The sequence below is a fragment of the Streptomyces sp. NPDC057877 genome (genome assembly GCF_042796855.1).
Lineage (GTDB): Bacteria > Actinomycetota > Actinomycetes > Streptomycetales > Streptomycetaceae > Streptomyces.
Map to the genome: position 1 here is coordinate 140,996 of NZ_JBHVMS010000005.1, position 26,625 is coordinate 167,620.

Genomic DNA, 26,625 nt, shown 5'->3' on the forward strand with positions numbered 1-26,625 from the left:
TGGCGGACGCGTTCCGGACACCGTTCCAAGGTGCGCGGCAGGGCTCGATTGAGCACTCGGATGAGGGGCCCCGTATTCATGTGTCGAGCCCCGTCGGACCTGGCCGGGAGGCGAATTCGAAAGAGTCCCGGCAGTCTGGAATGACTCGAAAAGACGCACGTCCCTCCGGGGGTAGGCTCGACTGCGGCCGGTGGGCCAGAACACACCGGCATCCGACATGTGGAGAGGAGCCCTGACCCAGGGTGAGCACCAAGCCGACCACCACAGACCTCGAGTGGACCGAGTTGGACCAGCGGGCCGTCGACACCGCACGCGTCCTGGCCGCCGACGCCGTACAGAAGGTCGGCAACGGCCATCCGGGTACGGCGATGAGCCTCGCGCCTGCCGCCTACACCCTCTTCCAGAAGGTGATGCGGCACGACCCGGCGGACCCGGAGTGGGTCGGGCGTGACCGCTTCGTGCTGTCCGCCGGCCACTCGTCCCTGACCCTCTACACCCAGCTCTACCTGGCCGGTTTCGGTCTGGAGCTGGATGATCTGAAGGCCTTCCGCACCTGGGGCTCCAAGACCCCGGGGCACCCGGAGTACGGCCACACCAAGGGCGTGGAGACCACGACCGGCCCGCTCGGGCAGGGTGTCGCCAACGCCGTGGGCATGGCGATGGCCGCCCGCTACGAGCGCGGCCTGTTCGACCCGGAGGCGGCCGAGGGCACCTCGCCCTTCGACCACTTCGTCTTCTGCATCGCCGGTGACGGCTGCCTCCAGGAGGGCATCTCCGCCGAGGCGTCCTCGCTCGCGGGCCACCAGAAGCTGGGCAACCTGATCCTGCTGTGGGACGACAACCACATCTCGATCGAGGGCGACACCGAGACCGCGGTCTCCGAGGACACCGCCCTGCGGTACGAGGCCTACGGCTGGCACGTCCAGCGCGTCGCGCCGAAGCCGGACGGCGACCTCGACCCGCACGCCCTGTACGACGCGATCGAGGCGGCCAAGCAGGTCACCGACCGGCCGTCGTTCATCGCGATGCGCTCGATCATCGCCTGGCCCGCCCCGAACGCCCAGAACACCGAGGCCGCGCACGGCTCGGCGCTGGGTGACGAGGAGGTCGCGGCCACCAAGCGCGTCCTGGGCTTCGACCCGGAGCAGAGCTTCGAGGTCACGGACGAGGTCATCGGCCACACCCGGCAGGCGATCGAGCGGGGCCGCCAGGCCAAGGCCGCGTGGGAGAAGCAGCTCCAGGAGTGGCGCAACAGCAACCCCGAGCGCGCCGCCGAGTTCGACCGGATCAGCAAGGGCGAGCTGCCCGAGGGCTGGGAGCAGAAGCTGCCGGTCTTCGAGCCGGGCAAGGGTGTCGCCACCCGTGCCGCGTCCGGCAAGGTGCTGCAGGCGCTCGGCGCGGTGATCCCGGAGCTGTGGGGCGGCTCGGCCGACCTGGCGGGCTCCAACAACACCACGATCGACAAGACGTCGTCGTTCCTCCCGGCGGACAACCCGCTCCCGGAGGCCGACCCCTACGGCCGTACGATCCACTTCGGCATCCGCGAGCACGCCATGGCCGCGGAGATGAACGGCATCGCGCTGCACGGCAACACCCGTGTCTACGGCGGCACCTTCCTGGTGTTCTCCGACTACATGCGCAACGCGGTGCGGCTGTCGGCGCTGATGCACCTGCCGGTGACGTACGTGTGGACGCACGACTCCATCGGCCTCGGTGAGGACGGCCCGACGCACCAGCCCGTCGAGCACCTGGCGTCGCTGCGCGCGATCCCGGGCCTGAACGTGGTGCGCCCGGCCGACGCCAACGAGACCGCGATCGCCTGGCGCGAGATCCTCCGGCGCTGGACGAAGGAGTTCGGCAAGGGTGCCCCGCACGGTCTGGCGCTGACCCGGCAGGGCGTGCCGACGTACGAGCCCAACGAGGACGCCGCCAAGGGCGGTTACGTCCTGTTCGAGGCCGAGGGCGGCGAGCCGCAGGTCGTGCTGATCGGCACCGGTTCCGAGGTGCAGGTGGCCGTGGAGGCGCGTGAGCAGCTCCAGGGCGCGGGCATCCCCACGCGGGTGGTGTCGATGCCGTCCGTGGAGTGGTTCGAGGAGCAGGACCAGGGGTACCGGGACAGCGTCCTGCCGCCGCGGGTGAAGGCGCGGGTCGCCGTGGAGGCGGGCATCGGGCTCACCTGGCACCGCTACGTCGGGGACGCCGGTCGCATCGTTTCCCTGGAGCACTTCGGCGCGTCCGCCGACGGCAAGGTCCTCTTCCGCGAGTTCGGCTTCACTGCCGAGAACGTGGCCGCGGCGGCGCGGGAATCGCTCGCCGCCACCCAGCGCTGACGCCCATACACGACACGTAGGAGATGCAATTTCCATGACAGACGCACTGAAGCGCCTCTCCGAGGAAGGCGTCGCGATCTGGCTGGACGACCTGTCGCGCAAGCGGATCACGTCCGGCAACCTCGCCGAACTGCTCGACCAGCAGCACGTCGTGGGCGTCACCACCAACCCGACGATCTTCCAGAAGGCGATCTCGTCCGGGGACGGGTACGAGCAGCAGCTCACCGACCTCGCCGCCCGCAAGGTCACCGTCGAAGAGGCGGTCCGCATGATCACCACGGCGGACGTCCGGGACGCCGCCGACATCCTGCACCCGGTGTTCGAGGCGACCGGCGGCCAGGACGGCCGGGTCTCCATCGAGGTCGACCCGCGGCTCGCCCACCACACCCGCGCGACCGTCGCCGAGGCCAAGCAGCTGGCCTGGCTGGTGGACCGGCCGAACACGCTGATCAAGATCCCGGCGACCAAGGCGGGTCTCCCCGCGATCACCGAGGTGATCGGCAACGGCATCAGCGTCAACGTCACGCTGATCTTCTCGCTGGAGCGCTACCGCGAGGTCATGGCCGCCTACCTGGCCGGTCTGGAGAAGGCCAAGGAGAAGGGCCTGGACCTCTCCCTGATCCACTCGGTGGCGTCGTTCTTCGTGTCCCGCGTGGACACCGAGATCGACAAGCGGCTCGACGCGCTCGGCACCGACGAGGCCAAGGCGCTGCGCGGCAAGGCCGCCGTCGCCAACGCGCGCCTCGCCTACCAGGCCTACGAGGAGGTGTTCTCCTCCGACCGCTGGTCGGCGCTGGAGAACGCGGGCGCCAACAAGCAGCGTCCGCTGTGGGCGTCGACGGGGGTGAAGGACCCGGCGTACAAGCCGACCCTGTACGTGGACGACCTGGTCGCGCCGAACACGGTGAACACCATGCCGGAGGCCACCCTCCAGGCCACCGAGGAGAAGGGCGAGATCAGCGGCAACACCATCGCCGGTACCTACGAGCAGGCCCGCGCCGACCTGGACGCGGTCGAGGCGCTCGGCATCAGGTACGACGACGTGGTGCAGTTGCTGGAGGACGAGGGCGTCGAGAAGTTCGAGGCGTCCTGGATCGACCTGCTGACGTCGACGGAGGCCGAGCTGAAGCGCCTCGCCCCCACGGAGGGCTGACACCTTGTCCCCCTCAGTCACCGGAGCGAATCCGCTCCGTGACCCGGCGGACCGACGGCTCCCGCGTATCGCGGGGCCGTCGGGCCTGGTGATCTTCGGTGTCACGGGCGACCTGTCACGCAAGAAGTTGATGCCCGCGGTGTACGACCTCGCCAACCGGGGTCTGCTGCCGCCGGGCTTCTCGCTCGTCGGCTTCGCCCGCCGCGACTGGGAGCACGAGGACTTCGCCCAGGTCGTGCACGACGCCGTCAAGGAGCACGCGCGCACCCCGTTCCGCGAGGAGGTCTGGCAGCAGCTGCTCCAGGGCATGCGGTTCGTGCAGGGCACCTTCGACGACGACGACGCGTTCGAGCGGCTGCGCGGCACCATCGAGGACCTGGACAAGGCGCAGGGCACGGGCGGCAACTTCGCCTTCTACCTGTCGGTTCCGCCGAGTTCGTTCCCGGTGGTCATCCAGCAGCTGAAGAAGCACCAGCTGGCCGACCAGCAGGGCGGTTCCTGGCGGCGCGCGGTCATCGAGAAGCCGTTCGGCCACGACCTGAAGTCGGCCGAGGAGCTGAACAAGGTCGTCCACGAGGTTTTCGCCCCGGACCAGGTCTTCCGTATCGACCACTACCTGGGCAAGGAGACCGTCCAGAACATCCTGGCGCTGCGCTTCGCCAACACGATGTTCGAGCCGATCTGGAACCGGTCCTTCGTCGACCACGTCCAGATCACCATGGCCGAGGACATCGGCATCGGCGGCCGGGCGGGCTACTACGACGGCATCGGCGCCGCCCGTGACGTCATCCAGAACCACCTGCTCCAGTTGCTCGCGCTGACCGCGATGGAGGAGCCCTCCTCCTTCGACGCCGACGCGCTCGCCGCGGAGAAGACCAAGGTGCTCGGCGCGGTGAAGCTGCCCAAGGACCTGGGCCGGGACACCGTGCGCGCGCAGTACGCGGCGGGCTGGCAGGGCGGCGCGAAGGTCATCGGCTACCTCGACGAGGAGGGCATCGACCCCAAGTCGAAGACCGACACCTACGCGGCGATCAAGCTCGGCATCGACAACCGCCGCTGGGCGGGCGTCCCCTTCTACCTGCGCACCGGCAAGCGGCTCGGCCGCCGGGTGACGGAGATCGCGGTGGTCTTCCAGCGCGCCCCGCACTCGCCCTTCGACACCACGGCGACGGAGGAGCTGGGCCAGAACGCGATCGTCATCCGCGTCCAGCCCGACGAGGGCGTCACCGTCCGCTTCGGCTCCAAGGTGCCGGGCACCTCGATGGAGATCCGGGACGTGTCCATGGACTTCGCCTACGGGGAGTCGTTCACGGAGTCCAGCCCGGAGGCGTACGAGCGGCTCATCCTGGACGTGCTCCTCGGCGACGCCAACCTCTTCCCGCGCACCGAGGAGGTGGAGCTGTCCTGGGAGATCCTCGACCCGATCGAGGAGTACTGGGACGCCAACGGCAAGCCCGCCCGGTACCCGGCCGGAACGTGGGGTCCCGTCGAGGCGGACGAGATGCTTCAGCGAGACGGACGGAGCTGGCGGAGGCCATGAAGATAGACCTCACCGACACCACCTCCAGCAAGATCAACAAGGCGCTGGTGCAGGGCCGCCGCGCCATCGGCACCCCCGCCGTCGGCATGGTCCTCACCCTCGTCATCGTCACCGACGAGGAGAACGCCTACGACGCCATGAAAGCCGCCGAGGAGGCCTCGCACGAGCATCCCTCGCGCACCCTCGTGGTCATCAAGCGCGCCTCCCGCTCCCCCCGCGACCGCACCCAGTCCCGGCTCGACGCCGAGGTCCGGGTCGGCGCGGAGGCGGGCACCGGGGAGACGGTGGTGCTGCGGCTGTACGGCGAGGTGACCGGGCACGCCCAGTCCGTGGTGCTGCCGCTGCTGCTGCCGGACGCCCCCGTGGTCGTCTGGTGGCCGGTCAACGCGCCGCTCGACCCGGCGAAGGACCCGCTGGGCGCGCTCGCCCAGCGCCGGGTCACCGACACCTACGCCGCCGAGCAGCCGGTACGGGACCTCGCGGCCCGCGCCGCGACCTACACCCCCGGTGACACGGACCTGTCGTGGACCCGCATCACGCCCTGGCGCTCGATGCTGGCCGCGGCCCTGGACCAGGTCACCTGCCGGGTGCAGGGCGTCGAGGTGGAGGGCGAGGAGTTCAACCCGAGCTGTGAGCTGCTGGCGATGTGGCTGGCGGACCGGCTGGACGTGCCCGTGCAGCGGTCGCTGTCCAGTGGCCCCGGGCTCACCGGCGTACGGATGGACACCGACTGCGGCCCGATCGTCCTGGACCGGGCCGACGGCACCCTGGCCACGCTCTCCCTGCACGGTCATCCGCACCGCGCGGTGGCGCTCAAGCGCCGGGACACGGCCGAGCTGATCGCGGAGGAGCTGCGCAGGCTGGACCCGGACGACACCTACGCCTCGGCCCTGCGGTACGGGGTGAACCGGCTGAAGCCGTCGGCCGGTTCCGGGGAGGAGCCGGTCGCGGTCCCCGCGCCGGAGGAGTCGGCGGTGAAGGCGCCCGCGAAGAAGGCCGCCAAGAAGGCACCGGCGAAGAAGGCGGCGGCGAAGTGAACACCCCGCAACTGGTCGTGCACCACGACAAGGAGCTGATGGCGCAGGCCGCCGCGGCGCGGCTGATCACGAAGATCGTGGACGCGCAGGCCTCGCGGGGCTCCGCGTCGGTCGTCCTGACCGGTGGCCGCAACGGCAACGGCCTGCTGGCCGCGCTGGCGGCGGCACCGGCCCGGGACGCCATCGACTGGGCCCGCCTCGACCTGTGGTGGGGCGACGAGCGGTTCCTGCCGGAGGGCGACCCGGACCGCAATGTCACCCAGGCCCGCGAGGCACTGCTGGACGCGGTGCCGCTGGACCCGAAGCGCGTGCACGCCATGCCCGCGTCGGACGGCCCGTGGGGCGGTGACGTGGACGCCGCAGCCGCCGCCTACGCCGAGGAGCTGGCGGGCGCCGCGGACCCGGAGGCCCACGGCCCGGTGCCGTCCTTCGACGTGCTGATGCTGGGCGTCGGCCCGGACACCCACGTGGCCTCGCTGTTCCCGGAGCTGCCCGCCGTACGGGAGACCGAGCGCACCGTCGTCGGGGTGCACGGCGCGCCCAAGCCGCCGCCGACCCGGGTCACGCTGACCCTGCCCGCGATCCGCGCCGCCCGTGAGGTGTGGCTGCTGGCCGCGGGCGAGGACAAGGCGCGGGCCGCGGCGATCGCGCTGTCCGGCGCGGGCGAGATCCAGGCCCCGGCGGCGGGCGCGCGGGGCCGCTCGCGCACCCTGTGGCTGCTGGACGACGCGGCGGCCTCGCAGTTGCCGCGGTCGCTGTATCCACCGGCGTCTCCGTGACCGCACCGGGCCCCGCTCGCAGCCGTGAGCGGGGCCCGGTCCGTACGGGGGCTACTTGACCGAGCCCGCCATCACGCCCTGGACGAAGTGCCGTTGGAAGGCGAAGAACACCGCCACCGGCACGATCAGCGACAGGAACGCGCCGGGCGCGAGCACATCGATGTTGCTGCCGAACTGCCGGATCTGCGACTGGAGTTCGACGGTGAGCGGCTGTGCGGAGCTGTCCGCGAACAGCAGCGCCACCAGCATGTCGTTCCACACCCACAGGAACTGGAAGATGGCGAGGCTGGCGAGCGCCGGGCGGCCCACCGGCAGCACCAGCCGGGTGAAGATCCGCCACTCGCCGCCGCCGTCCATCCGCGCGGCCTCCAGCATCTCCTTCGGCATCTCGGCGAAGTAGTTCCGCAGCAGGAACACCGCGAACGGCAGCCCGTAGGCCACATGGAACAGCACCACGCCGGGGATCGTGCCGAACAGGCCCAGCTGGCCGAAGAGTTTGGCCACCGGCAGCAGCCCGATCTGCACGGGCACCACCAGCAGCGCCACCACGACCAGGAAGACCGGCTCCCGGCCGGGGAAGTCCAGCCAGGCGAACGCGTATCCGGCGAGCGCCGCGATCCCCACGACCAGCAGGGTCGTCGGCACCGAGATCAGCACCGTGTTCCAGAACGCCTGGGTGATGCCCGCGTTCTCCAGCAGGGCCCCGTAGTTGTCGAAGGACAGCTGACCGGGGCTGGTGAACACCGTCCACCAGCCGCCGCGCGCGGTGTCCTCGGAGGACCGCAGGGACGACAGCAGCAGCCCGGCGAGCGGGGTCATCCAGACCAGGCCGATCACGACCAGGAACGCCTGCACCACACCGTTGCCCAGGTAGCGCCGGACCGCGTTCATCGCTGACTCCTTCGGAAGCGGCGGACGTTGAAGACCATGGCCGGGACCACCAGCAGCAGGAGCAGCACACCCAGCGCGCTGCCGAGCCCCTGGTCGTTGCCGCCGCCGAACGACACCAGCCACATCTGCGTCGCGAGCACGGTCGCGTCCTCCTGCACGGGGCCGGGCGCGATGATGTAGACGAGGTCGAAGACCTTCATCACGTTGATCACCAGGGTGACGAAGACGACCGTCAGCACCGGCGCCAGCAGCGGCACGGTGATCTTCCGGAAGATCTGCCACTCGTTGGCCCCGTCGATCCGCGCCGCCTCCAGCGCGTCCCGGGGCAGCGCCGACAGTCCGGCCCCGATCAGCACCATCGCGAACCCGGTCCAGATCCACAGGTACGCCCCGATGATCGCCGGGGTGACCAGCGTCGGGCCGAGCCAGGAGATGCCGTCGTAGGGCGGCGCGAAGTTGGCGGCGGGCAGTCTGAGGTCGTAGCCGCCCCGGTCGAGGCCGGTGAAGCGGAAGGTGCCGTCGGCCCCGGTGGTCGTGCTGGCGACCGTACGGCCGTCACGTACCGCCTCGACCGTCATCTCCGGCAGTCCGCTCTCGCGGGCGTCGACCTCGCCCTGGGTGCCGCCGCCTCCGGGTGTGAAGTCCAGGTAGACCACGCCGCTCAGCTCACCGGGGACGGCCTTCAGTCCGTCGGCCCCGCGGGCGGGCCGCGCGCCACCGGGCAGGTCGTCCGGCGCCACCCCGACCAGGCCGAGCGCCACCGGGTCCCCCAGGGACACGCTGGTGCCGGTCCGGTAGGAGCCGTCGCCGCCCTCGGTCAGCCCCTGGTCGGGGCGCGGCCGGGCGGTCGGGTACGACGAGGTGCCTTCGAAGGCGTCGTGCACCGAGACGACGGCCGCGTTGAGGACGCCCTTGTCGGGGTCCTCGTCGTAGGCGAGGCGGAAGATGATGCCCGCGGCGAGGAAGGAGACCGCCATCGGCATGAACAGCAGCAGTTTGAAGGCGGTCGCCCAGCGGATCTTCTCCACCAGTACGGCCAGGATCAGGCCCAGGCCGGTCAGCAGGGTGGGGGCCACCACCACCCAGATCGCGGTGTTGCGGACGGCCTTGAGGGTGGCCGGGTCGCGGAAGATCTCGGTGTAGTTGTCGTCGCCGACGAAGCGGGTGCCGGAGGCGTCGAAGAAGCTGCGCCCGACGGAGAACAGCGCCGGGTACAGCACGAGGGCGCCGAGCAGGAGCAGCGCGGGGAAGACGAACAGCAGGGCGATGACCCGGCCCCGCCGCCGGGCGCGCCGGGCGCCCGGCGGCGGGGTGACCGGCGGCGGGGCGCTCGCCGGGCTCGTCTCTTTCGCGAGGGTCGCGGTCATGGCCGTATCAGCCCTTGTACGCCTTGGCCGCCGCGTCCTCCAGGTCGGCCGCGGTCGCCTCCGGGTCCGAGGGGTCGCGCAGGAAGTCCTGGAGGATCTTCCACTCGCCGACGCCCTTGGTGCCGCCGAAGGCCGCCGGGGCCTGGTCGGACATGTCGAAGCGGACGGAGTCCCCGGCGGCGACGAGGGACTTGGCGGTGGCGCGGGTGACCTCGTCGCCGTACGCGGCGAGGTCGAGCGCCTTGTTCGGGGAGAGGAAGCCGCCCGCCTCGGCCCATACGGCGGCGGCCTCAGGGGTGGCCAGGTACTCCAGGAGCGCCATCCCGGCCTCGCGGTTCTTGCCGTCCTTCAGGACGACGGCCGCGTCACCGCCGCTGACCACGGGCGCGGTGCCGCCGTCGACCGCCGGGAAGGGGAAGAAGTCGGCGTCCTTGCCGATCTCCTTGCCGAACTGGTCCTTGGCGACCCCGGCGACGAAGTCGCCCTCGTAGACCATCCCGGCCTCGGGCTCGGGGCCGAACACCTTCTCCACGGAGCCGGGGAAGTCGGTGTTCAGGGCCTGCTTCTGGCCGCCCGCGATCAGCTGCTCGTCCTGGAACAGCTCACCGAGGGTGGTGAGCGCCTTGACCACCGAGGCGTCGGTCCACTTCAGCTCGTGCGCGGCGAGGGCGTCGTACTTCTCGGGGCCCGCCTGCGAGAGGTAGATGTTCTCGAACCAGTCGGTGAGCGTCCAGCCGTCCTGACCGGCGACGGAGAACGCGGCGAGGCCGGAGTCGGAGACGGTCTGCCCGGCCTCCAGCATCTCGTCGTAGGTCTTCGGCGGCTCGACACCGGCCTGGGCGAGGGCGTCGGGGCTGTACCAGACCGTCGACTTGTGGGCGGCCTTGAAGTAGAGGCCGTAGAACGTGCCGTCGACGCTGCCGTAGTCCTTCCAGACGGGCGCGAAGTCGCTGTCCACGGCCTGCTCGGTCTTCTTGGACAGCGGGGCGAGCCAGCCCTCCTTGGCGAACTGCTGGAGCACGCCGACCTGCGGGACCATCACGACGTCGGGGGCGTTGCCGCCCTCTATCTTGCTGCCGACGACGGTGGAGACGTTGTCGCCGGTGGAGACGAACTGGGTCTTGGCGCCGGTCTCCTCGCTGAAGGCGTCCAGCACCTTCTGGAAGTTCTTCTGTTCGGTGCCGGACCAGACCCCGGCCACGGTCACGGTCTGGCCGGAGAGTGCCTGGTCGCCGCCGCCCGCGGCGACCGGGTCGCTGTCGCCGCAGGCGGTGGCGGTGAGCGCGAGGACGAGGGCGGTGCAGCCGGTGAGCAGGGTGGTACGTGGTCGCATCATCGTTGATGTCCCTTCCGTGGACTGGGTGGTGCGGGGGGTCAGAGGTCGCTCATCCACCAGGCGGCCGTGGAGCCGGGGAGCACTCCCGTCGGGCAGGGGCCGCTGGCGAGCAGCGGGGTGCCGGAGACCGGTGCGGGCGTGGGCACGGTGGTGAAGTTGACGGCGCAGACCAGGCCGTCGCCGCGGACGAAGGCGAGCACGCCGGGCGGGGTGTCCAGCCAGGTGAGCGGGCCCTCGCCCAGTTGGGGCAGGGCGGCGCGCAGTTGGAGGCCGTCGCGGTACAGGTGCCAGAAGGAGCGGGTGTCGGCGAGGGCCCGGTCGGTGGCGTACTCGGCGAAGTACGACGGCTGCGGCAGCCACGGCTTGGCGCCCTCCGCGCCGGAGGTGAACCCGAACGGGGACGCCTGTCCCGACCACGGCAGCGGCACCCGGCAGCCGTCGCGGATCCGGGCGCGGCTGCCGGTGCGGTGGAAGATCGGGTCCGTGAGCACGTCGTCGGGCAGGTCGACGACCTCGGGCAGGCCCAGTTCCTCGCCCTGGTAGATGTACGCGGCGCCGGGCAGCGCCAGCATCAGCAGCGCGGCGGCGCGGGCGCGGGCGGGGCCGAGGCCACTGCCCTCGGGGTGGGGTTCGCCGTAGCGGGTGACGGTGCGGATCTGGTCGTGGTTGTTGAGGACCCAGGTGACCGTGGAGCCGGTTCCGGCGATGTCCTGCATGGCCTCGGAGATCACCTTGCGGAAGGCGTCGGCGTCCCAGGGGGCACTGAGCAGGTCGAAGAAGAAGGCCTGGTGGAGTTCGTCGGGGCGGACGTACCGGGCGTGCTCGCGGGCGGTCGGCACGGACACCTCGCCGACGAGGAGGCGTTCGTGGCCGTCGCGGGCGGTGTACTCCTCGCAGACCGCGCGCCAGTGCCGCCACACGTCGTGCACCTCGGGCTGGTTCCAGGCGAGCGGGTTGACCGAGTCGCGGGTGCGGGCGTCGGCCTCCGGGTCGTCGGAGTCGGGCAGCTCGGGGTGCTTGAACAGCCCGGCGGCGACGTCGATGCGGAAGCCGTCGACGCCCCGGTCCAGCCAGAAGCGGAGCACCTGGTCGAACTCGGCGCCGATCTCGGGGTTGCGCCAGTTCCAGTCGGGCTGCTCGGGCGCGAACATGTGCAGGTACCACTGGCCGTCGTCGACGCGGGTCCAGGCGGGGCCGCCGAACATGGAGTGCCAGTTGTTGGGCGGCTCGGCGCCGTCCGGGCCGCGCCCGTCGGCGAAGTGGAAGCGGGCGCGGGCCGCGCTGCCGGGCGCCGCGGCGAGGGCCTCGCGGAACCACGGGTGCTCGCTGGAGCAGTGGTTGGGGACGATGTCGAGCAGCACCTTGACGCCGAGCCGCCGGGCGGCGGCCATCAGCTGCTCGAACTCGGCGAGGTCGCCGAAGAGCGGGTCGACGTCGCGGTAGTCGGCCACGTCGTAGCCGTGGTCGTGCTGGGGCGAGGGATAGAAGGGGCTCAGCCATATCCCGTCGACGCCGAGCTTCTTGAGGTACGGGAGCCCGGCCCGGACCCCGGCCAGATCGCCGATGCCGTCCCCGGTGCTGTCCAGGAAGCTGCGGACGTACACCTGGTAGATCACCGCGTCCCGCCACCAGTGGTGCTTGCTTGACATGCATGCATGTTAAGTAGGCGTAACGCGAGGGTGTCAATGAACAGGCGCGACAGTCCTGCAGGGTTGACCGTGGATAGAGGGATTTATCCACCCCATGCGGGCAGAGTTGAGACCTGGGCGTTACTTAACAAGTAACTAGGATGATCGGGGTTCAGCCCGTGATGGCGTCGAGTTCCCGCGCCAGCCGCCGCACCGCCGCCTCCGGCGTGTGCCGCCCGGCCAGCGCGTCGTGCACGACCGCCTGCACCACCAGGCTGACCTGGTCGTAGCGGGCGCTCTTGGGGCGCGGCGCGGCCGTCAGCACGCTCTCGCGCAGCGTCGGCAGATACGGGAACCGCCGCACCAGCTCCGGGTCCTCGTACAGGTCGGCACGGACCGGCGGCAGCGCGCCGCGCGTGAGCACCTGGCGCTGCACGCGCTCGCTGGTGAGGTACGCGATCAGGCGGGCGGCCGAGTCCGGGTGCCGGGCGTGGCTGCTGACGGCGAGGTTGGAGCCGCCCAGCACGCTGGTGCCGGGTCCGTCGGGTCCGGGCAGCGGCACGGCGCCGATCTTCCCGGCGACCGGGGAGCCCTCGGCCGCGGCGACCACGTACGCGTAGGGCCAGTTGCGCAGAAAGAGCAGGCGGCCGTCCCGGAAGGCCCGCTTGGACTCCTCCTCCTTGTACGTCAGCGCCTCGCGCGGGATCCAGCCCTCGCGCACCCCGCGCGCCAGGAACCCGATGCCCTCGCGGGCCGCCGCCGAGTCGACGGTGACGCGCTCGCCCTCGCCGCCGAGGATGGTGCCGCCCGCCGAGTAGACGGCCTCGGCGGCGTTGACGGTGAGGCCCTCGTAGGGCAGGAACTGGCCCGCGTAGCCGTCGAGTCCGTACTTCGGGGCGACGGTCTCGGCGATCCGCTCCAGCTCGGCCCAGGTGCGCGGCGGGGCGAGGCCCTCGCGGTCGAGGACGTCCTTGCGGTAGAGCAGCAGCCCGGCGTTGGTGACGTACGGGACGGCGTACAGGTGCCCGTCGTAGGTCGCGGTGCTGACGACCGGCCGCAGGAAGGTGTCCAGCGGGAAGCGGTCGCGCGGCAGCGGGCGGATCCATCCGGCGGCGGCGAACTCGGAGGTCCAGTTGACGTCGATGTTGAGGACGTCGAACCGGCCGGGTGGGGCGCCGCGCAGGTCGGTGGCCATCTGGGCGCGGGTCTCGTCGGCGGAGTCCGGCAGTTCGACGAGGGTGACCCGCTCGTCGGGGTGGGCGCGGTTCCAGCCTTCCAGCAGCGGGCCGAGATAGCCGGTGAGGTCCCCGGCGGTGGCGAGGGTCAGCGGCCCACGCCCGTTTGCGGCACCCTCGTCGGCGCGGGCGCCGGTGGCGGCGTAACCGGTCAGGATCACGACGAGAACGAGGAGGCCCCTACCCGCGGCCCGGATCCACCGCATAGGTTCCTCCCTGTACCCGCCGCCGGGCACCTTCGCCCGGGATCACGGGCATGTATACCGGTTAGGTATGGGCGATACTAGGGCCTGGACCACAAAACGAGGACTGGAGGACTGCACGAGTGCGCCTGCCCCTCCTGGCACTCCTCGCGCGCGGCCCGGCCCACGGCTACGAGCTGAAGCAGGACCTTGAGCAAGTGCTGGGCTCCGCGTACCCTCAGCCGAACGTCGGCCAGATCTATGTCACCCTCGGCCGCCTGGAGAAGTCCGGACTGATCGAGGGCGAGGACGTCGAGCAGTCCAGCCGACCCAACAAGAAGGTCTACCACCTCACCGACGCCGGGCGCGAGGCGCTGCGCGCCTGGTACGAGGAGACGGCGGACGAACCGCGCGTACGGGACGAGTTCTTCATGAAGCTGGCGCTCGCCCCGCAGACCGGGATGGCCGACCGGATCGCCCTGATCAACAAGCAGCGGCGCCAGTACCTGAACACCATGCGCGACCTGTCGAGACTGGCCGCCGCCGAAGACCGGGACAACCGCATCGCCCATCTCCTCATCGAGGGCGCCATGCTGCACCTGCAGGCCGACCTCGACTGGCTGGAGCGGTGCCAGGAAGATCTGGAGGGGCTGGAATGAGCGGCGGTCCCGCGCCCGTACTGCTGCGCGCCGAGGGTCTGGTCAGGACGTACCACGGCGAGGGCGCGCCCGCGCATGCCGTGCGCGGTGTGGATCTGTGCGTCCGGCGCGGCGAGTTCGTCGCCGTCACCGGTCCGTCCGGCGCGGGCAAGTCGACGCTGCTGCATCTGCTCGGCGGGCTCCAGCGCCCGGACAGCGGCACCATCCGGCTGGACGACGAGCGCACCGACGGCTGGAGCGAGGCGCGCTGGGCCGTGGAGCGCCGCAAGCGCATCGGCATCGTCTTCCAGTTCTTCAACCTGGTGTCCAACCTGTCGGTCGCCGACAACGTCGAACTGCCCGCCCTGCTCGCCGGTGTCCCGCCGAAGCAGGCGCGCGCCGAACGCGAGCAACTGCTGGCCGAACTGGGCCTCACGGGCCGCGAGCGCGCCATGCCCGGCGAGCTGTCCGGCGGCGAGCAGCAGCGCGTCGCGCTGGCCCGCGCCCTGGTCAACCACCCGCCCCTGCTCCTCGCCGACGAACCCGCGGGCAGCCTCGACAGCAAGGGCACCCGCGAGGTGATGCGGCTGCTGTCCCGCTTCCACCAGCGCGGCCAGACCATCCTCCTGGTCACCCATGACGCCCGCCTCGCCAGCGCGGCCGACCGCGTGATCAGCTTCTACGACGGCCGCATAGCCGACGACGCCGACCTGACGGACGGCACCCCGCCCCGCCGTCCCGGCATATCGGGCGTGCTGGAGCTGAAGGACTGAGATGCCGGTGTACGACGACCGCGCCGAACCCCGGACGCACGCCCCGCGCGGGCCGAGGGACTGAGGCCCGTGCGAGCCACCTTGCGCTGGGCGCACTCCGATCTGCGGACGCACCGCGGCGAGGCGCTGTTCCTGGTGTTGGCCACGGCCGGGATCGTCGTCTCACTGCTGCTGGCGACCGCGCTGTTCGGGTACGCGACCAACCCCTGGCAGCGCGTCTTCGCCCAGGCGCACGGCGCGCACGTGTGGATCCACTCCGGCGCCACCGCGGACGCGGGCAGGCTGGCCCGGCTGGAGGGCGCCGAGTCCGTCGCGGGCCCGTACCGCACCGAGTCGGCGACCGTCACCGCCCGCGGTGCCCGCGCCTTCGTCGAGCTGCGCGCCACACCGGAGGCACAGCCCGAGGTCGGCCGCCCCCTGCTCGCCTCGGGCCGCTGGCTGGACCCGGGCACCCCCGACGGCGTGGTGCTGGAGAGCAGACTGGCCCAGGCCCTGCTCGCCGAACCCGGCGACGAACTGGCCCTCCCCGGCACCACCCGCACCCTGACCGTCGTCGGCGTCGCCGACAGCGCCGAACCGCGCTACCGCCCCGGCGAGCGCCCCGGCCTGGTCTGGGCGCTGCCGTCCGCCGTACGCGCCCCCGACGGCCAGGTGACCGGGCTGCGCCTGACCGACCCGCAGGACACCGACTACGCCGTCCAGCGCGCCGTCACCGCCCTGGGCGCGGGCGCGATCGGCGAGGTCTCCACCTGGCAGCAGGCCCGCGCCGAGGCGCAGGGCGGCAACCGGCTCCTCGGCCAGGTCATCGGCCTGTTCGGGCTGGGCGCGCTGGTCGCCGCCGGATTCGCCGTGCACGGCGCGATCGGCACCCGGATCCGCGGGCATCTGCGGGACATCTCGGTGCTCAAGGCGATCGGCTTCACGCCCGGCCAGGTCGTGCGGGTCTTCCTCATCCAGCACCTCGCCTACGCGCTGCTGGGCGCGGTGGCCGCCGCCGCCCTCACCCAGGCGCTGGGCAGCCGGATGCCGGGACGGCTCGGGGACGCGGTCGCCGTGTGGCAGGGGCTGCCCGGACACACCGTGACGCTGGCCGCGGTGCCGGTGGCCGCCGTGCTGTTCATCGGCGCGACCACGGGGCTCGCGGCCTGGCGGGCGGGCCGGGTGGAGCCGGTGCCGGTGCCGCGGCCCGCCGCGCCGCCGGGCGGCGGGATGTCGGGGCTGGCCCGCCGGGCGCTCGGGGTGCGGGTGCCGCCCGCGCTGGTGCTGGGCTGGCACAAGGCGTTCACCCGCCGCCCGCGCTCACTGGCCGCCGTCGGCCGTCTGGCGCTGCCGCTGCTGCTGATCGTGGTGGCGATGAGCGCCTGGACCACCCTCGACCGCTTCCACAGCAGCCCCGAGCGGATCGGCCTGCCCGCCGCGCTCACCGTCCGCCCGGACTCCGCGCTCGACGACCGGCAGACCCGTGCCCTGCTCCAGCGCGAGCCGCGGGTGGCCGCCGCGCACCCGGGCGTCGAGGTCGCGGCGCTCGTCCCCGGCCAGACCGGCACGATCGCGCTGCGCGGCCTCGGCACCCGCGAGGACCCCTTCCCGTACACCGTCGCCGAGGGGCGCCCGGCGCGCGGCCCCGACGAGGCGGTGGCCGGGCAGGGGCTGCTCGATCTGCTGGACGTGCGGGTCGGCGACTGGGTGCGGATGACCGTCGGGGACCAGCCGCAGATCCTGCACATCGTCGGCCGCAGCATCGAGCCGGAGAACGCGGGCCGGGTGATCTCGACCTCCCTGGACACCCTGCGCGCCAACGACCCACGGCTGCGGGCCACGCTCTACCAGGTCCGGCTGACCCCCGGCGCCGATCCGCACGAGGTCGCGGACCGGCTGGCGGCGGCCGGGCGCGGGCAGCTGGACGTGCACCCCGTCACCAATCCCGCGGACGGGCTGTCGCCGCTGCGCGGAGTCGTCGTCGGTCTGATCGCCGTACTCGCCCTCATCGGACTGATCGAGCTGCTCACCGCGATCGGCGGCACCGTCCGCGAGGGCGAGCGGGACCTGCTCGCGCTGAAGGCCATCGGCCTGTCCCCGCGCCAGATCACCGCCGTCACGGTCACCGCGACGGCCGGTACGGCACTCGCGGCCACGCTGCTGAGCACCGCCGTCGGCGTGCCGCTCGCGCGCTGGCTGATCGACGCCCAGGGCAGGTCGAGCGGCATCGGCGCGGGAATAGCGCAGGTGCCCTCCCCCGCGTTCCTGCTGCTGTTCGGGACGGCCGCCGTGCTGGGCGCGGCGGCCCTGTCGGCCCTGCCCGCGGCGCGCGCCGCGCGCCGCAGGCTGGCCGACACCCTGCACTCGGTGGCCTGACGGCGGCTACCGGCGGTCGCGCAGCTCCCGGTACTTGGTGACGAGGGCCTTGGTGGACTCGTCCAGGCCCGGCACCTCGGCGCCCTCGGTCAGCGCGGGCTCGACCCGCTTGGCGAGGACCTTGCCCAGCTCCACGCCCCACTGGTCGAAGGAGTCGATGTTCCACACGGCACCCTGCACGAAGACCTTGTGCTCGTAGAGGGCGACGAGCTGGCCCAGCACGGACGGGGTCAGCTCGCGGGCGAGGATCGTGGTGGTCGGGTGGTCGCCCTTGAAGGTCTTGTGCGCGACCAGCTCCTCCGGTACGCCCTCCGCGCGCACCTCGTCAGGGGTCTTGCCGAAGGCGAGGGCCTGGGTCTGGGCGAAGAAGTTGGCCATCAGCAGGTCGTGCTGCGCCTTCAGCTCGTCACTCAGCTCGGCGACCGGCTCGGCGAAGCCGATGAAGTCGGCCGGGATCAGCTTCGTCCCCTGGTGGATCAGCTGGTAGTAGGCGTGCTGACCGTTGGTGCCGGGCGTGCCCCAGACCACCGGACCCGTCTGCCAGTCCACTTCGCGCCCGTCCCGGCCGACGTACTTGCCGTTGGACTCCATGTCGAGCTGCTGGAGGTAGGCGGTGAACTTCGACAGGTAGTGGCTGTACGGCAGCACCGCGTGCGACTGGGCGTCGTGGAAGTTGCCGTACCAGATGCCCAGCAGACCGAGCAGCAGCGGCACGTTCTCCTCGGCGGGGGCCGTGCGGAAGTGCTCGTCGACGATCCGGAAGCCGTCGAGCATCTCGCGGAAGCGGTCCGGGCCGATGGCGATCATCAGGGCGAGACCGATCGCCGAGTCGTAGGAGTAGCGCCCGCCGACCCAGTCCCAGAACTCGAACATGTTGGCCGTGTCGATGCCGAACTCCGCGACCTTCTCGGCGTTCGTCGACAGTGCCACGAAGTGCTTGGCCACGGCGGCCTCGTCGCCGCCGAGCGCGTTCAGCAGCCAGGTGCGCGCGGAGGTGGCGTTGGTGACCGTCTCGATGGTGGTGAAGGTCTTGGACGCGATGACGAACAGCGTCTCGGCCGGGTCCAGGTCACGGGTCGCCTCGTGCAGGTCGGCCCCGTCCACGTTGGAGACGAAACGAATCGTCATCTCGCGGTCGGTGAAGGCGCGCAGCACCTCGTAGGCCATCGCCGGGCCCAGGTCGGAGCCGCCGATGCCGACGTTGACGACATTGCGGATGCGCTTGCCGGTGTGGCCGGTCCACTCGCCCGAACGTACCCGGTTCGCGAAGTCGGACATCCTGTCCAGCACGGCGTGCACGCCGGGAACGACGTTCTCGCCGTCGACCTCGACCACCGCGTCACGCGGGGCGCGCAGCGCGGTGTGCAGCACGGCGCGGTCCTCGGTGGTGTTGATCTTCTCGCCACGGAACATGGCGTCCCGCAGCCCGAAGACGTCGGTGGCGGCGGCCAGCTCGCGCAGCAGCCGCAGTGTCTCGTCGGTGACCAGGTGCTTGGAGTAGTCGACGTACAGGTCACCGACCTGGAGCGTGTACCCGGAGCCGCGCCGCGGGTCGGCGGCGAACAGCTCGCGCAGCCGCGCCTCTCCGAGTTCCTCGCGGTGCTTGGCCAGAGCGGTCCACTCTGGCGTCTGGTTGAGCCGGGTACGGCCGTCTGCGTTCATCTGGGACTTCAGCCTTCTTTCCTGCCTGCGCACTTACTGCGTAGCGTGCCCCGCTGCGGGTCCCAACCTAATGGAGCGGGACACCGCACGTCGCACAACGGCAGGTCCGGCCGGGCACTCCCGCGCCCGGTCGGTCTGAAGTCCTAGATCTCGCCCCGCAGTTTGGCGAGCGCCTCGGCGAGGATCGCCTCGCCGTCCGCGTCACTGCGGCGCTCGCGCACATACGCCAGATGCGTCTTGTAGGGCTCGGTGCGCGGCGGGTCCGGTGGGTTGTCCCGGTCCTGTCCGGCCGGGAACCCGCAGCGCGGACAGTCCCAGGTGTCGGGGACCTGCGCGTCGCTGGCGAAGCTCGGCTGGGTTTCGTGCCCGTTGGAGCACCAGAAGGAGACGCGCAGACGCGGCGCGGACTCGCCACGCTCGGCCTCACCCATCGGCCCCGCCCCGACCCGGCTTCCCCGGATCGCGTTGCCACTTGCCACGGTCGTAACTCCCTGCGTGATGGTGCCGCAAAGCGAGTCGGCGTTTCGCTTCGCTGCGAGCGCCTCAGTCTACGTAAGGCCCAACGCGCGTCCAGTGATTGGAGTTACCGGCCCCATATCCAGACGCAAGCCCCATGATAGGCCGCGCTCCGGGGCGCGTACCGAACATGGGGCGTTACGTGCGGAATGTGTGCGTCAGCCAGAAGTTGACCGACCGGTTGTGGGACGACCGGTTGTCGGACGACCGGTTGTGGGACGACCGGTCGCCGACCGGCCAGTTGCCGACCGATCAGTTGTTGATCTTCATCAGCAGGCCGAGCACGACGATGCAGGCGAACCAGAGGAGACCCACGACCACGGTGATGCGGTCGAGGTTGCGCTCGGCGACCGAGGAGCCACCGACGGACGACTGCATACCGCCACCGAACATGTCGGAGAGGCCGCCGCCCTTGCCCTTGTGCATCAGCACCAGCAGCATCATCAGCAGGCTGAAGACGATCAGGGCGATCGAGAACCCCATAACCACGGCTGGACCAACTTCCTCGGATTCGGATGGACGACAGGGGCGCGGCCGTAGGGCCACGCCCCCGCAAGGGTACGACGGATCGCTGCTACCGCATACTCACTGGTCGTCTCACTGGTCGCGGAAGCGGACGATCTTGACGAACTCGTCCGCGTCCAGGGAGGCGCCGCCCACCAGGGCACCGTCGATGTCGGCCTGCGCCATGATCTCGGCGACATTGCCCGACTTCACGGAGCCGCCGTACTGGATGCGGACCTTGTCGGCCACGTCCTGGGAGTACAGCTCGGCGACCTTGCCGCGGATGGCGGCGCAGACCTCCTGGGCGTCCTCGGCGCCGCAGACCTTGCCGGTGCCGATGGCCCACACGGGCTCATAGGCGATCACGACGGTCTCGGCCTGCTCGGCCGGGAGGTCCTTCAGACCGCCCTCGACCTGGGCGAGGGTGTGCGGAACGGCGTTCCCCGCCTCGCGGACGTCCAGCTCCTCGCCGACGCACATGATCGGGGTGAGACCGTGCTTGTAGGCGGCCTTGACCTTGGCGTTGACGATCTCGTCCGTCTCGGCGTGGTACTGGCGGCGCTCGGAGTGGCCGATGGCCACGTACGTGCACTTGAGCTTGGCCAGCATCGGCCCGGAGATCTCGCCGGTGTAGGCGCCGGAGTCCTGGGCCGAGATGTCCTGGGCGCCATACTTGATCTTCAGCTTGTCGCCGTCGACCAGGGTCTGCACGGAGCGCAGGTCGGTGAAGGGCGGCAGGACGGCGACCTCGACGGCCTCGTAGTCCTTGTCGGCCAGGGCGAAGGCGAGCTTCTGGACGTGGGCGATGGCCTCCAGGTGGTTGAGGTTCATCTTCCAGTTGCCCGCCATCAGCGGCGTGCGCGTGCTCATTGAGGTCAGTCCTCCAGTGCGGCGAGGCCGGGGAGCGTCTTGCCCTCGAGGTATTCGAGGGAGGCGCCGCCACCGGTCGAGATGTGGCCGAATGCCTTTTCGTCGAAGCCCAGGGTGCGCACGGCCGCGGCGGAGTCGCCGCCGCCGACCACGGTGAAGCCCGGGGAGTCGATGAGCGCCTGGGCGACCGCCTTGGTGCCCTCGGCGTAGTCGGGGTGCTCGAAGACGCCCATGGGGCCGTTCCAGAAGACGGTGGCGGCGTCGGCGAGCTTCGAGGCGTACAGCTTGCGGGTCTCGGGACCGATGTCCAGACCCTCCTGGTCGGCGGGGATGGCGTCCGCGGCGACGGTGGTGGGGTTGGCGGGGGCCTTGGTCTTCAGGTCCGGGAACTCGGGGGCGACCAGCACGTCCACCGGCAGGACCAGCTCGACGCCGCTCTGCTCGGCGCGCTCCATGTACTCCTGGACGACCGGGACCTGGTCCTCCTGGAGGAGGGAGATGCCGACCTCGTACCCCTTGGCCTTGAGGAAGGTGTACGCCATGCCGCCGCCGATGAGGAGGCGGTCGGCCTTGCCGAGCAGTTCGTCGATGACGGCGAGCTTGTCGGAGACCTTGGCGCCGCCGAGGGCGACCACGTACGGCCGCTTGACGTCGTCGGTGAGCTTCTTCAGGACGCCGACCTCGGTGGCGATGAGGTAGCCCGCGTAGTGCGGCAGCCGGGCCGGGAGGTCGAAGACGGAGGCGTGCTTGCGGTGCACGGCGCCGAAGCCGTCGCCCACGTAGACGTCGGCGAGCGCGGCGAGCTGGTCCGCGAAGGCGGCGCGCTCGGCGTCGTCCTTGGCGGTCTCGCCGGGGTTGAAGCGCAGGTTCTCGATGACCGCCACATCGCCGTCGCTGAGGCCCGCGACGGTGCTGGTGGCGGACTCGCCGACGGTGTCGGAGGCGAACGACACGGCGGTGCCGAGCAGTTCACCGAGCCGGGAGGCGGCGGGGGCGAGCGAGAAGACCGGGTCCGGGGCGCCCTTGGGGCGGCCCAGGTGGGAGGCGACGACGACCCGGGCACCCGCGTCGGCGAGGGCCTTGACCGTGGGCAGTACGGCGCGGATGCGGCCGTCGTCGGTGATCGTGGTGCCGTCCAGCGGCACGTTCAGGTCGGCGCGGACGAAGACCCGCTTGCCCGCGACGCCTTCGGCGAGCAGAGCGTCGATCGTCTTCATAAGGAACTCCTGGACTCCTGAGCAGGGCTGGTGATCGTATGAGGCCCGCGGGGGCGGACGTGAGTCAGGGCTCGGACAGCACGTTCACGCGCTGTCCGAGCCCTGCCCTCACATGCGGTCCCCTCGCCGGGGATCAGAGCTGGTTGCCGACGAAGACCGTCAGGTCGACGAGGCGGTTGGAGTAGCCCCACTCGTTGTCGTACCAGCCGATGACCTTCACGTTCTTCCCGTCCTGGACCATCGTCAGGGAGGAGTCGAAGGTGCAGGACGCCGGGGCGTTGACGATGTCGGAGGAGACGATCGGGTCCTCGGTGTACTCGAGGATGCCCTTCAGCTCGCCCTCGGCCGCCTTCTGGAAGGCGGCGTTGACCTCTTCCTTGGTGACCTCGCGGGACAGCTCGAGGACCAGGTCGGTGACCGAGCCGGTGGGAACCGGCACGCGCATGGCCATGCCGTCCAGCTTGCCCTTGAGCTGCGGCAGCACCAGGGCGGTGGCCTTCGCGGCGCCCGTGGTGGTCGGGATGATGTTCTCCGCGGCGGCGCGGGCGCGACGCAGGTCCTTGTGCGGGAAGTCCAGGATGCGCTGGTCGTTGGTGTAGGCGTGCACCGTGGTCATCAGGCCCTTGACGATGCCGAAGCTCTCGTCGAGCACCTTCGCCATCGGCGCCACGCAGTTGGTGGTGCAGGAGGCGTTGGAGATGACGTGGTGGTTCGCCGGGTCGTACTGCTCGTGGTTGACACCCATGACCACGGTGATGTCCTCGTCCTTCGCCGGGGCGGAGATGAGGACCTTCTTGGCGCCACCGGCGATGTGCTTCTCGGCGTCCGCCTTCTTGGTGAAGATGCCCGTCGACTCGATGACGATGTCGACGCCCAGCTCACCCCAGGGGATGTCGGCCGGGTTGCGCTCGGAGAGCACCTTGATGGTCTTGCCGCCGACGGTGATCGTGTCGGCGGTGTGGGAGACCTCTTCCTTGAGGCGGCCCATGATGGTGTCGTACTTCAACAGGTGCGCGGTGGTCGCCGTGTCACCCAGGTCGTTGACAGCCACGATCTCGATGTCCGCACCCTGCTCGAGCAGCGCGCGGAAGTAGCTGCGACCGATGCGGCCAAAGCCGTTGATGCCTACGCGGATCGTCACGAACCGATCTCCTCGTTGGTACGCCGACTCCGTTGTCGTCGGCGAGCTGTATGGGATGTCCCCGACCGCTTACGACCCTACCTCCCCGCGGCCTTCTCAGTGACATCGAGTGGGCCGTACACGGCACGGCGGCCCGTACCCACCAGTAGGGGTACGAACCGCCCGCCGGGAAACCCGGCTCACTCACATCGGCTACGGAGCCCGGTGTGCCGTTGACACGCTGGTCTGGTCAGCTGCCCAGGGCCGCCAGCGCCTTGCCCAGCAGGGCGCTGCGGGCGGCGGGCACGGTGAGGTGCTCGAGCCCGAAGCCCAGCAGCACGGTGTCGTCGGTGGCGACGGCGCCGAATGTCCGGAACAGTTCGCCCGTCAGCGCCCAGTCCCGGACCACCGCGGGGCTGCCCGCGGGCGGTCCGGGGACGGTCCAGGCGCCGAGGGACGTCTCGAAGCCCTCGGTGCCCGTCGACTGGCCGCCGACGACGACGGACGCGTTGTCCACCAGGACGCCACGGCCGCCGGAGCCCGGGTCGGTGACATAGCTGATGGAGATCTCCACCGTCTTCCCGGCGTACGCCGACAGGTCGAAGGCCACCTCCTGCCACCCCGGCGAGACACCGGTCAGGCTGTTGAAGGAACCGCTGGTACCGGTGGCCGTGCAGCCGTCGGCGCCCAGGGTCAAATACCGCTTGAGCGCGGGGTGGGCCTGGATGAAGTACCCGGCCTCGCACTCCTCGGGCACGGTGGTGCTGGTGGCGCCCCCGGTCTCCGCGAGCGTGGTCCAGTCGTCGCCCCCGGCGGTGCGGGCCTCGATCAGGACGTGGTCGTAGCCCTCCTCCGTGTCCCAGAACATCCGCGTGGTCAGCGTCGGGGCGTCGGCGGCGGCCACCGAGCCGAGGTCGACGGTGCGGGAGAGCCGGTTCCAGGCGTAGTCGGAGTGGCGTACGGCCGCCATGGAGTCGCCCTCGTAGGGGCCGTACGGGTTGACCGTGCCCGGGTACCGGCCCGCGCCCGCGCTCTCGAACTGCGGGAACGTGGCCGTCGGCAGGGAGTCGGAGGTGACGCTGAAGGAACCCGCCGTGTCCAGCGGGTTGCCCGGCGCGGCACCGAGCGCCCCGTCGGCCCCGGCGAGCGCTCCCGCGCCCTCGAAGGAGGTCACGGACGGCAGCGACGTACGGGTGTAGGCGCCCAGGTAGTACTGGCTGAAGTCGTTCGACGGGGTGCCGTCGCCGAGGTCGACGCTGCCGCCCGCGCGCTCCCCCGCCTCGATCAGCTTGCCGCCCTCGTTGAGGTAGGCCCGCAGGTGGAGCTGGGTGGCGATGCCGGGGACGGCCGCGCCGGTGTAGTGGACGACCGCGTCGAAGTGGCCGAGGACGCCGAGCGCGTCGGGCGCGCCCTGGGTGGCGACGTCCCAGACGACCGCCTTGTGCCCGTTGGCCTTCAGCGCGTCGACGTAGGTCTGCGCCTGGGTGGCGGCGGTGCCCTCCTCGGCTACGACGAGGACGTCCGCGCGCGGGCGTTCGGCGACGGTGTAGGTGAAGTGCTCGCTGGCGGTCGGCTTGCCCCTGCGGGTCTCGCCGGTGAACCACACCTCGACCTTGTCGCCGGGTTCGCCGTGCCGCACCTTGGCCCGGTACTCGTCGAAGTGGAGGTTGTCCTCACCGCCGTAGGTCTCGCCGCCCCGCCAGGCGCGCAGGTCCGCCTCGTGCGTACGGCCGTTGTTGACGCGGTACTTCAGCTCCTTGTCGCGCACCGACTTGCGTGCGACGACGGAGACCTCCTGGTCGGCGCCGCGCGAGTACGACGTGCTGAACGGCGCCGGGGTGAAGTCGGGCGCCTCGATGCCGACCGAGGACTTCGGCTGGTCGGGGGTCGCGGCGGACTCGGCGACGGAGAGCGCGAAGGGGATGTTCTTCTCGAACTCGTCCTGGATCAGCTTCTCGTCGTCGGGGAAGTTGAAGACCGACTGGCAGTCGGCCGCGTTCCAGGGGTCGTCCGGGTAGAGGTTGGAGATCGTCTGACAGGTCGACATCTCGGGGGTGAACATCGCCGTGCCGTTGACGTTGGCCGCGTGGCCGTCCGCCTCGCCGTTGGTGGTGTACAGCTCCGAGGACACCTGCGGGCGGTAGCCCGGGATCGCGGAGTTCTCCGGCGTACCGGCCAGCGACTTGTACAGCACGTCGTCGGGGGTGTCGGTGGCCACCTGCCAGCCGACGCCGTAGAGCAGGAGTTCGGCGGCGGAGTGGTAGTTGATGCCGTACTCGAAGCCGATACGGCGTTCGAAGGCGTCCAGTGCCTTGGTCTCGGGCTCGGAGTTCGGGCCCGCGCCGCGGTAGGTCTGGCTGGTGGGGTTGGGGGACGAACCCTCGTCGTCGTAGCCCCACTTGTAGGCGAAGTTGCGGTTCAGGTCCACGCCGTCGCCGGTGCTGATGGCACCGTCGGCGTTGACGTCCCGCAGGTTCTTGCGCCAGAGGCGGTTGTCCTCGTGCTGGAAGGTGTAGTCGTAGCCGTCGGGGTTGGCCGAGAGCACGAACCACAGCTCGGTGGTGTCGACGATCTTCTTGACGCGCTTGTCGGTCTTGTAGCTGTCCAGGTAGTGGTGGAGCAGCCGCCTGGTCATCTCCGGCGTGATCCACTCGCGCGCGTGCTGGTTGGACACGTACAGCACCGACGGCTTGGCGCCGTCCTTGGTCTTCTTGGCGTTCTTGGTGAGCTTGAGGGCGAGGATGTCCTGGCCGTTGACCGTCTTGCCGATGGAGACGACCTTGGTCAGGGCCGGGTTCGCCTGCGCGGTGGCGAGGATCTCCTCCTTGAGGCCGCCGTCGCCGCCGTACGGGCGGAACACGCCCTCGGCGGCGGCTGCCACACGGCTCTCGGCGCGGGCCGACAGGGTGTGCTCGGTGAGGTCGACGCCCTTCTTCTCCAGCTTCGTGGCCTGCTGGTCGGTGAGGTAGACCTCGACGGTGGCGGTGCCCTTCGCGGGTACCGTCTCGCTGAGTTCATGGCCGTCCTGACCGGCCTCCAGCAGCAGGGGTACCTGCTTCTTGGTGACCTCGGCGCGGAAGACCTTGACTTCGTCGGCGTCCGCGGCGGACGGGTCCGCGGGCTGGGCTTGGGCGATGGGCGCGAGGCCCGCTCCGGTCAACAGGAGCGCGCTGACAGCGAGGATCGATCTCGCTCTGTGTCTCATGTACCCCCCTAGCTGTGATTCGCCACGCGGCGAATGGATGCCAGGCTCATGTCAGTTCTTGATCCAGTCAAGGGTGCGTCAGAGGGTTTACGGGCATATTCCGGCACTTACGCGAAACGCCGGTACCGAGCGCCAAGTGGGCGTCGGCACCGGCTTGTTGGGGCGCAGTGTGGGGGGCTCGTGTGTGGGGGGGGTGGGGGGCGTGGTTCGTGGTGTCGGGGGCGCGCGGGGGGTGGGGGTGGGGGTGGGGTTTCGGGCGCGCGCGGTGTGTGTGGGGGGTGGGGGGT

20 protein-coding genes are annotated in these 26,625 nt (G+C 70.9%); 8 read left to right on the forward strand and 12 right to left on the reverse strand.

Translation table 11 applies throughout. The annotated features are described in order from the left end of the window. Positions 1-242: 242 nt before the first annotated feature. From tkt to pgl, 5 genes are read left to right on the forward strand one after another with little or no spacing between them, the layout of a single operon-like run. Positions 243-2,330, forward strand: coding sequence for a transketolase (gene tkt / locus ACFVQG_RS15695; protein ID WP_383382157.1), 2,088 nt, complete (start codon positions 243-245; stop codon positions 2,328-2,330). Between the two features lie 34 nt (positions 2,331-2,364). Next, a complete protein-coding gene (tal, locus tag ACFVQG_RS15700; protein WP_383382159.1) occupies positions 2,365-3,483 on the forward strand; it encodes a transaldolase in 1,119 nt (372 codons plus the stop codon). 4 nt (positions 3,484-3,487) lie between these two features. After that, positions 3,488-5,023 (forward strand): glucose-6-phosphate dehydrogenase, encoded by a 1,536-nt coding sequence (gene zwf, locus ACFVQG_RS15705; RefSeq protein ID WP_383382162.1) that lies wholly within the window; start codon positions 3,488-3,490, stop codon positions 5,021-5,023. Continuing rightward, positions 5,020-6,060 carry a glucose-6-phosphate dehydrogenase assembly protein OpcA gene (gene opcA, locus ACFVQG_RS15710; protein WP_383382165.1) on the forward strand — a complete coding sequence of 347 codons (1,041 nt, stop codon included), beginning with the start codon at positions 5,020-5,022 and terminating at the stop codon, positions 6,058-6,060. The genes zwf and opcA overlap by 4 nt, the downstream gene beginning before the upstream one ends. Continuing rightward, complete coding sequence (gene pgl / locus ACFVQG_RS15715; RefSeq protein ID WP_383382168.1) at positions 6,057-6,839, forward strand: 6-phosphogluconolactonase; 783 nt, start codon at positions 6,057-6,059, stop codon at positions 6,837-6,839. Before opcA ends, pgl begins: the two co-directional genes overlap by 4 nt. Before the next feature lie 51 nt (positions 6,840-6,890). On the opposite strand, the gene ACFVQG_RS15720 is transcribed toward pgl, so the two are convergent. The 5 genes from ACFVQG_RS15720 to ACFVQG_RS15740 form a co-directional block, all read right to left on the reverse strand. Continuing rightward, positions 6,891-7,730: a carbohydrate ABC transporter permease gene (locus ACFVQG_RS15720; protein ID WP_383382171.1), complete on the reverse strand. Its 840-nt coding sequence runs from the start codon at positions 7,728-7,730 to the stop codon at positions 6,891-6,893. Further along, complete coding sequence (locus ACFVQG_RS15725) at positions 7,727-9,097, reverse strand: ABC transporter permease subunit (protein ID WP_383382174.1); 1,371 nt, start codon at positions 9,095-9,097, stop codon at positions 7,727-7,729. The genes ACFVQG_RS15720 and ACFVQG_RS15725 overlap by 4 nt, the downstream gene beginning before the upstream one ends. A gap of 7 nt (positions 9,098-9,104) precedes the next feature. Further along, entirely contained in the window at positions 9,105-10,433 is a 1,329-nt protein-coding gene (locus ACFVQG_RS15730; protein WP_383382178.1) for an ABC transporter substrate-binding protein, read from the reverse strand. Positions 10,434-10,471: 38 nt separating this feature from the next. Next, positions 10,472-12,082: an alpha-amylase family glycosyl hydrolase gene (locus ACFVQG_RS15735; protein WP_383382181.1), complete on the reverse strand. Its 1,611-nt coding sequence runs from the start codon at positions 12,080-12,082 to the stop codon at positions 10,472-10,474. A 151-nt stretch (positions 12,083-12,233) separates the two neighbouring features. Further along, entirely contained in the window at positions 12,234-13,502 is a 1,269-nt protein-coding gene (locus tag ACFVQG_RS15740; RefSeq protein ID WP_383382184.1) for an ABC transporter substrate-binding protein, read from the reverse strand. 119 nt (positions 13,503-13,621) lie between these two features. On the opposite strand from ACFVQG_RS15740, the gene ACFVQG_RS15745 reads away from it, so the two are divergent. The 3 genes from ACFVQG_RS15745 to ACFVQG_RS15755 all read left to right on the forward strand — a co-directional run bounded on the left by ACFVQG_RS15745 (position 13,622) and on the right by ACFVQG_RS15755 (position 17,244). Beyond that, positions 13,622-14,137 (forward strand): PadR family transcriptional regulator, encoded by a 516-nt coding sequence (locus ACFVQG_RS15745; protein ID WP_383382188.1) that lies wholly within the window; start codon positions 13,622-13,624, stop codon positions 14,135-14,137. Continuing rightward, positions 14,134-14,889 carry an ABC transporter ATP-binding protein gene (locus ACFVQG_RS15750; RefSeq protein WP_383382191.1) on the forward strand — a complete coding sequence of 252 codons (756 nt, stop codon included), beginning with the start codon at positions 14,134-14,136 and terminating at the stop codon, positions 14,887-14,889. The genes ACFVQG_RS15745 and ACFVQG_RS15750 overlap by 4 nt, the downstream gene beginning before the upstream one ends. Positions 14,890-14,958: 69 nt before the next feature. After that, positions 14,959-17,244: an FtsX-like permease family protein gene (locus ACFVQG_RS15755; protein WP_383382193.1), complete on the forward strand. Its 2,286-nt coding sequence runs from the start codon at positions 14,959-14,961 to the stop codon at positions 17,242-17,244. A 6-nt stretch (positions 17,245-17,250) separates the two neighbouring features. Here the strand turns inward: ACFVQG_RS15755 and pgi are convergent, their stop codons facing one another. The 7 genes from pgi to ACFVQG_RS15790 all read right to left on the reverse strand — a co-directional run bounded on the left by pgi (position 17,251) and on the right by ACFVQG_RS15790 (position 26,338). Next, positions 17,251-18,906 carry a glucose-6-phosphate isomerase gene (pgi, locus tag ACFVQG_RS15760; protein WP_383382196.1) on the reverse strand — a complete coding sequence of 552 codons (1,656 nt, stop codon included), beginning with the start codon at positions 18,904-18,906 and terminating at the stop codon, positions 17,251-17,253. Between the two features lie 143 nt (positions 18,907-19,049). Next, positions 19,050-19,385: an RNA polymerase-binding protein RbpA gene (locus ACFVQG_RS15765; protein WP_078066843.1), complete on the reverse strand. Its 336-nt coding sequence runs from the start codon at positions 19,383-19,385 to the stop codon at positions 19,050-19,052. Positions 19,386-19,674: 289 nt separating this feature from the next. Next, positions 19,675-19,905, reverse strand: a complete 231-nt coding sequence (secG, locus tag ACFVQG_RS15770; protein WP_381606224.1) for a preprotein translocase subunit SecG — start codon at positions 19,903-19,905, stop codon at positions 19,675-19,677. A 114-nt stretch (positions 19,906-20,019) separates the two neighbouring features. After that, positions 20,020-20,796 (reverse strand): triose-phosphate isomerase, encoded by a 777-nt coding sequence (tpiA, locus tag ACFVQG_RS15775; RefSeq protein WP_383382200.1) that lies wholly within the window; start codon positions 20,794-20,796, stop codon positions 20,020-20,022. 5 nt (positions 20,797-20,801) lie between these two features. Next, positions 20,802-22,013 (reverse strand): phosphoglycerate kinase, encoded by a 1,212-nt coding sequence (locus ACFVQG_RS15780; protein ID WP_383382202.1) that lies wholly within the window; start codon positions 22,011-22,013, stop codon positions 20,802-20,804. A 133-nt stretch (positions 22,014-22,146) separates the two neighbouring features. Further along, positions 22,147-23,154, reverse strand: a complete 1,008-nt coding sequence (gene gap, locus ACFVQG_RS15785; protein ID WP_383382205.1) for a type I glyceraldehyde-3-phosphate dehydrogenase — start codon at positions 23,152-23,154, stop codon at positions 22,147-22,149. Between the two features lie 229 nt (positions 23,155-23,383). Beyond that, positions 23,384-26,338 (reverse strand): M14 family zinc carboxypeptidase, encoded by a 2,955-nt coding sequence (locus ACFVQG_RS15790; protein WP_383382209.1) that lies wholly within the window; start codon positions 26,336-26,338, stop codon positions 23,384-23,386. Positions 26,339-26,625: the final 287 nt, after the last annotated feature.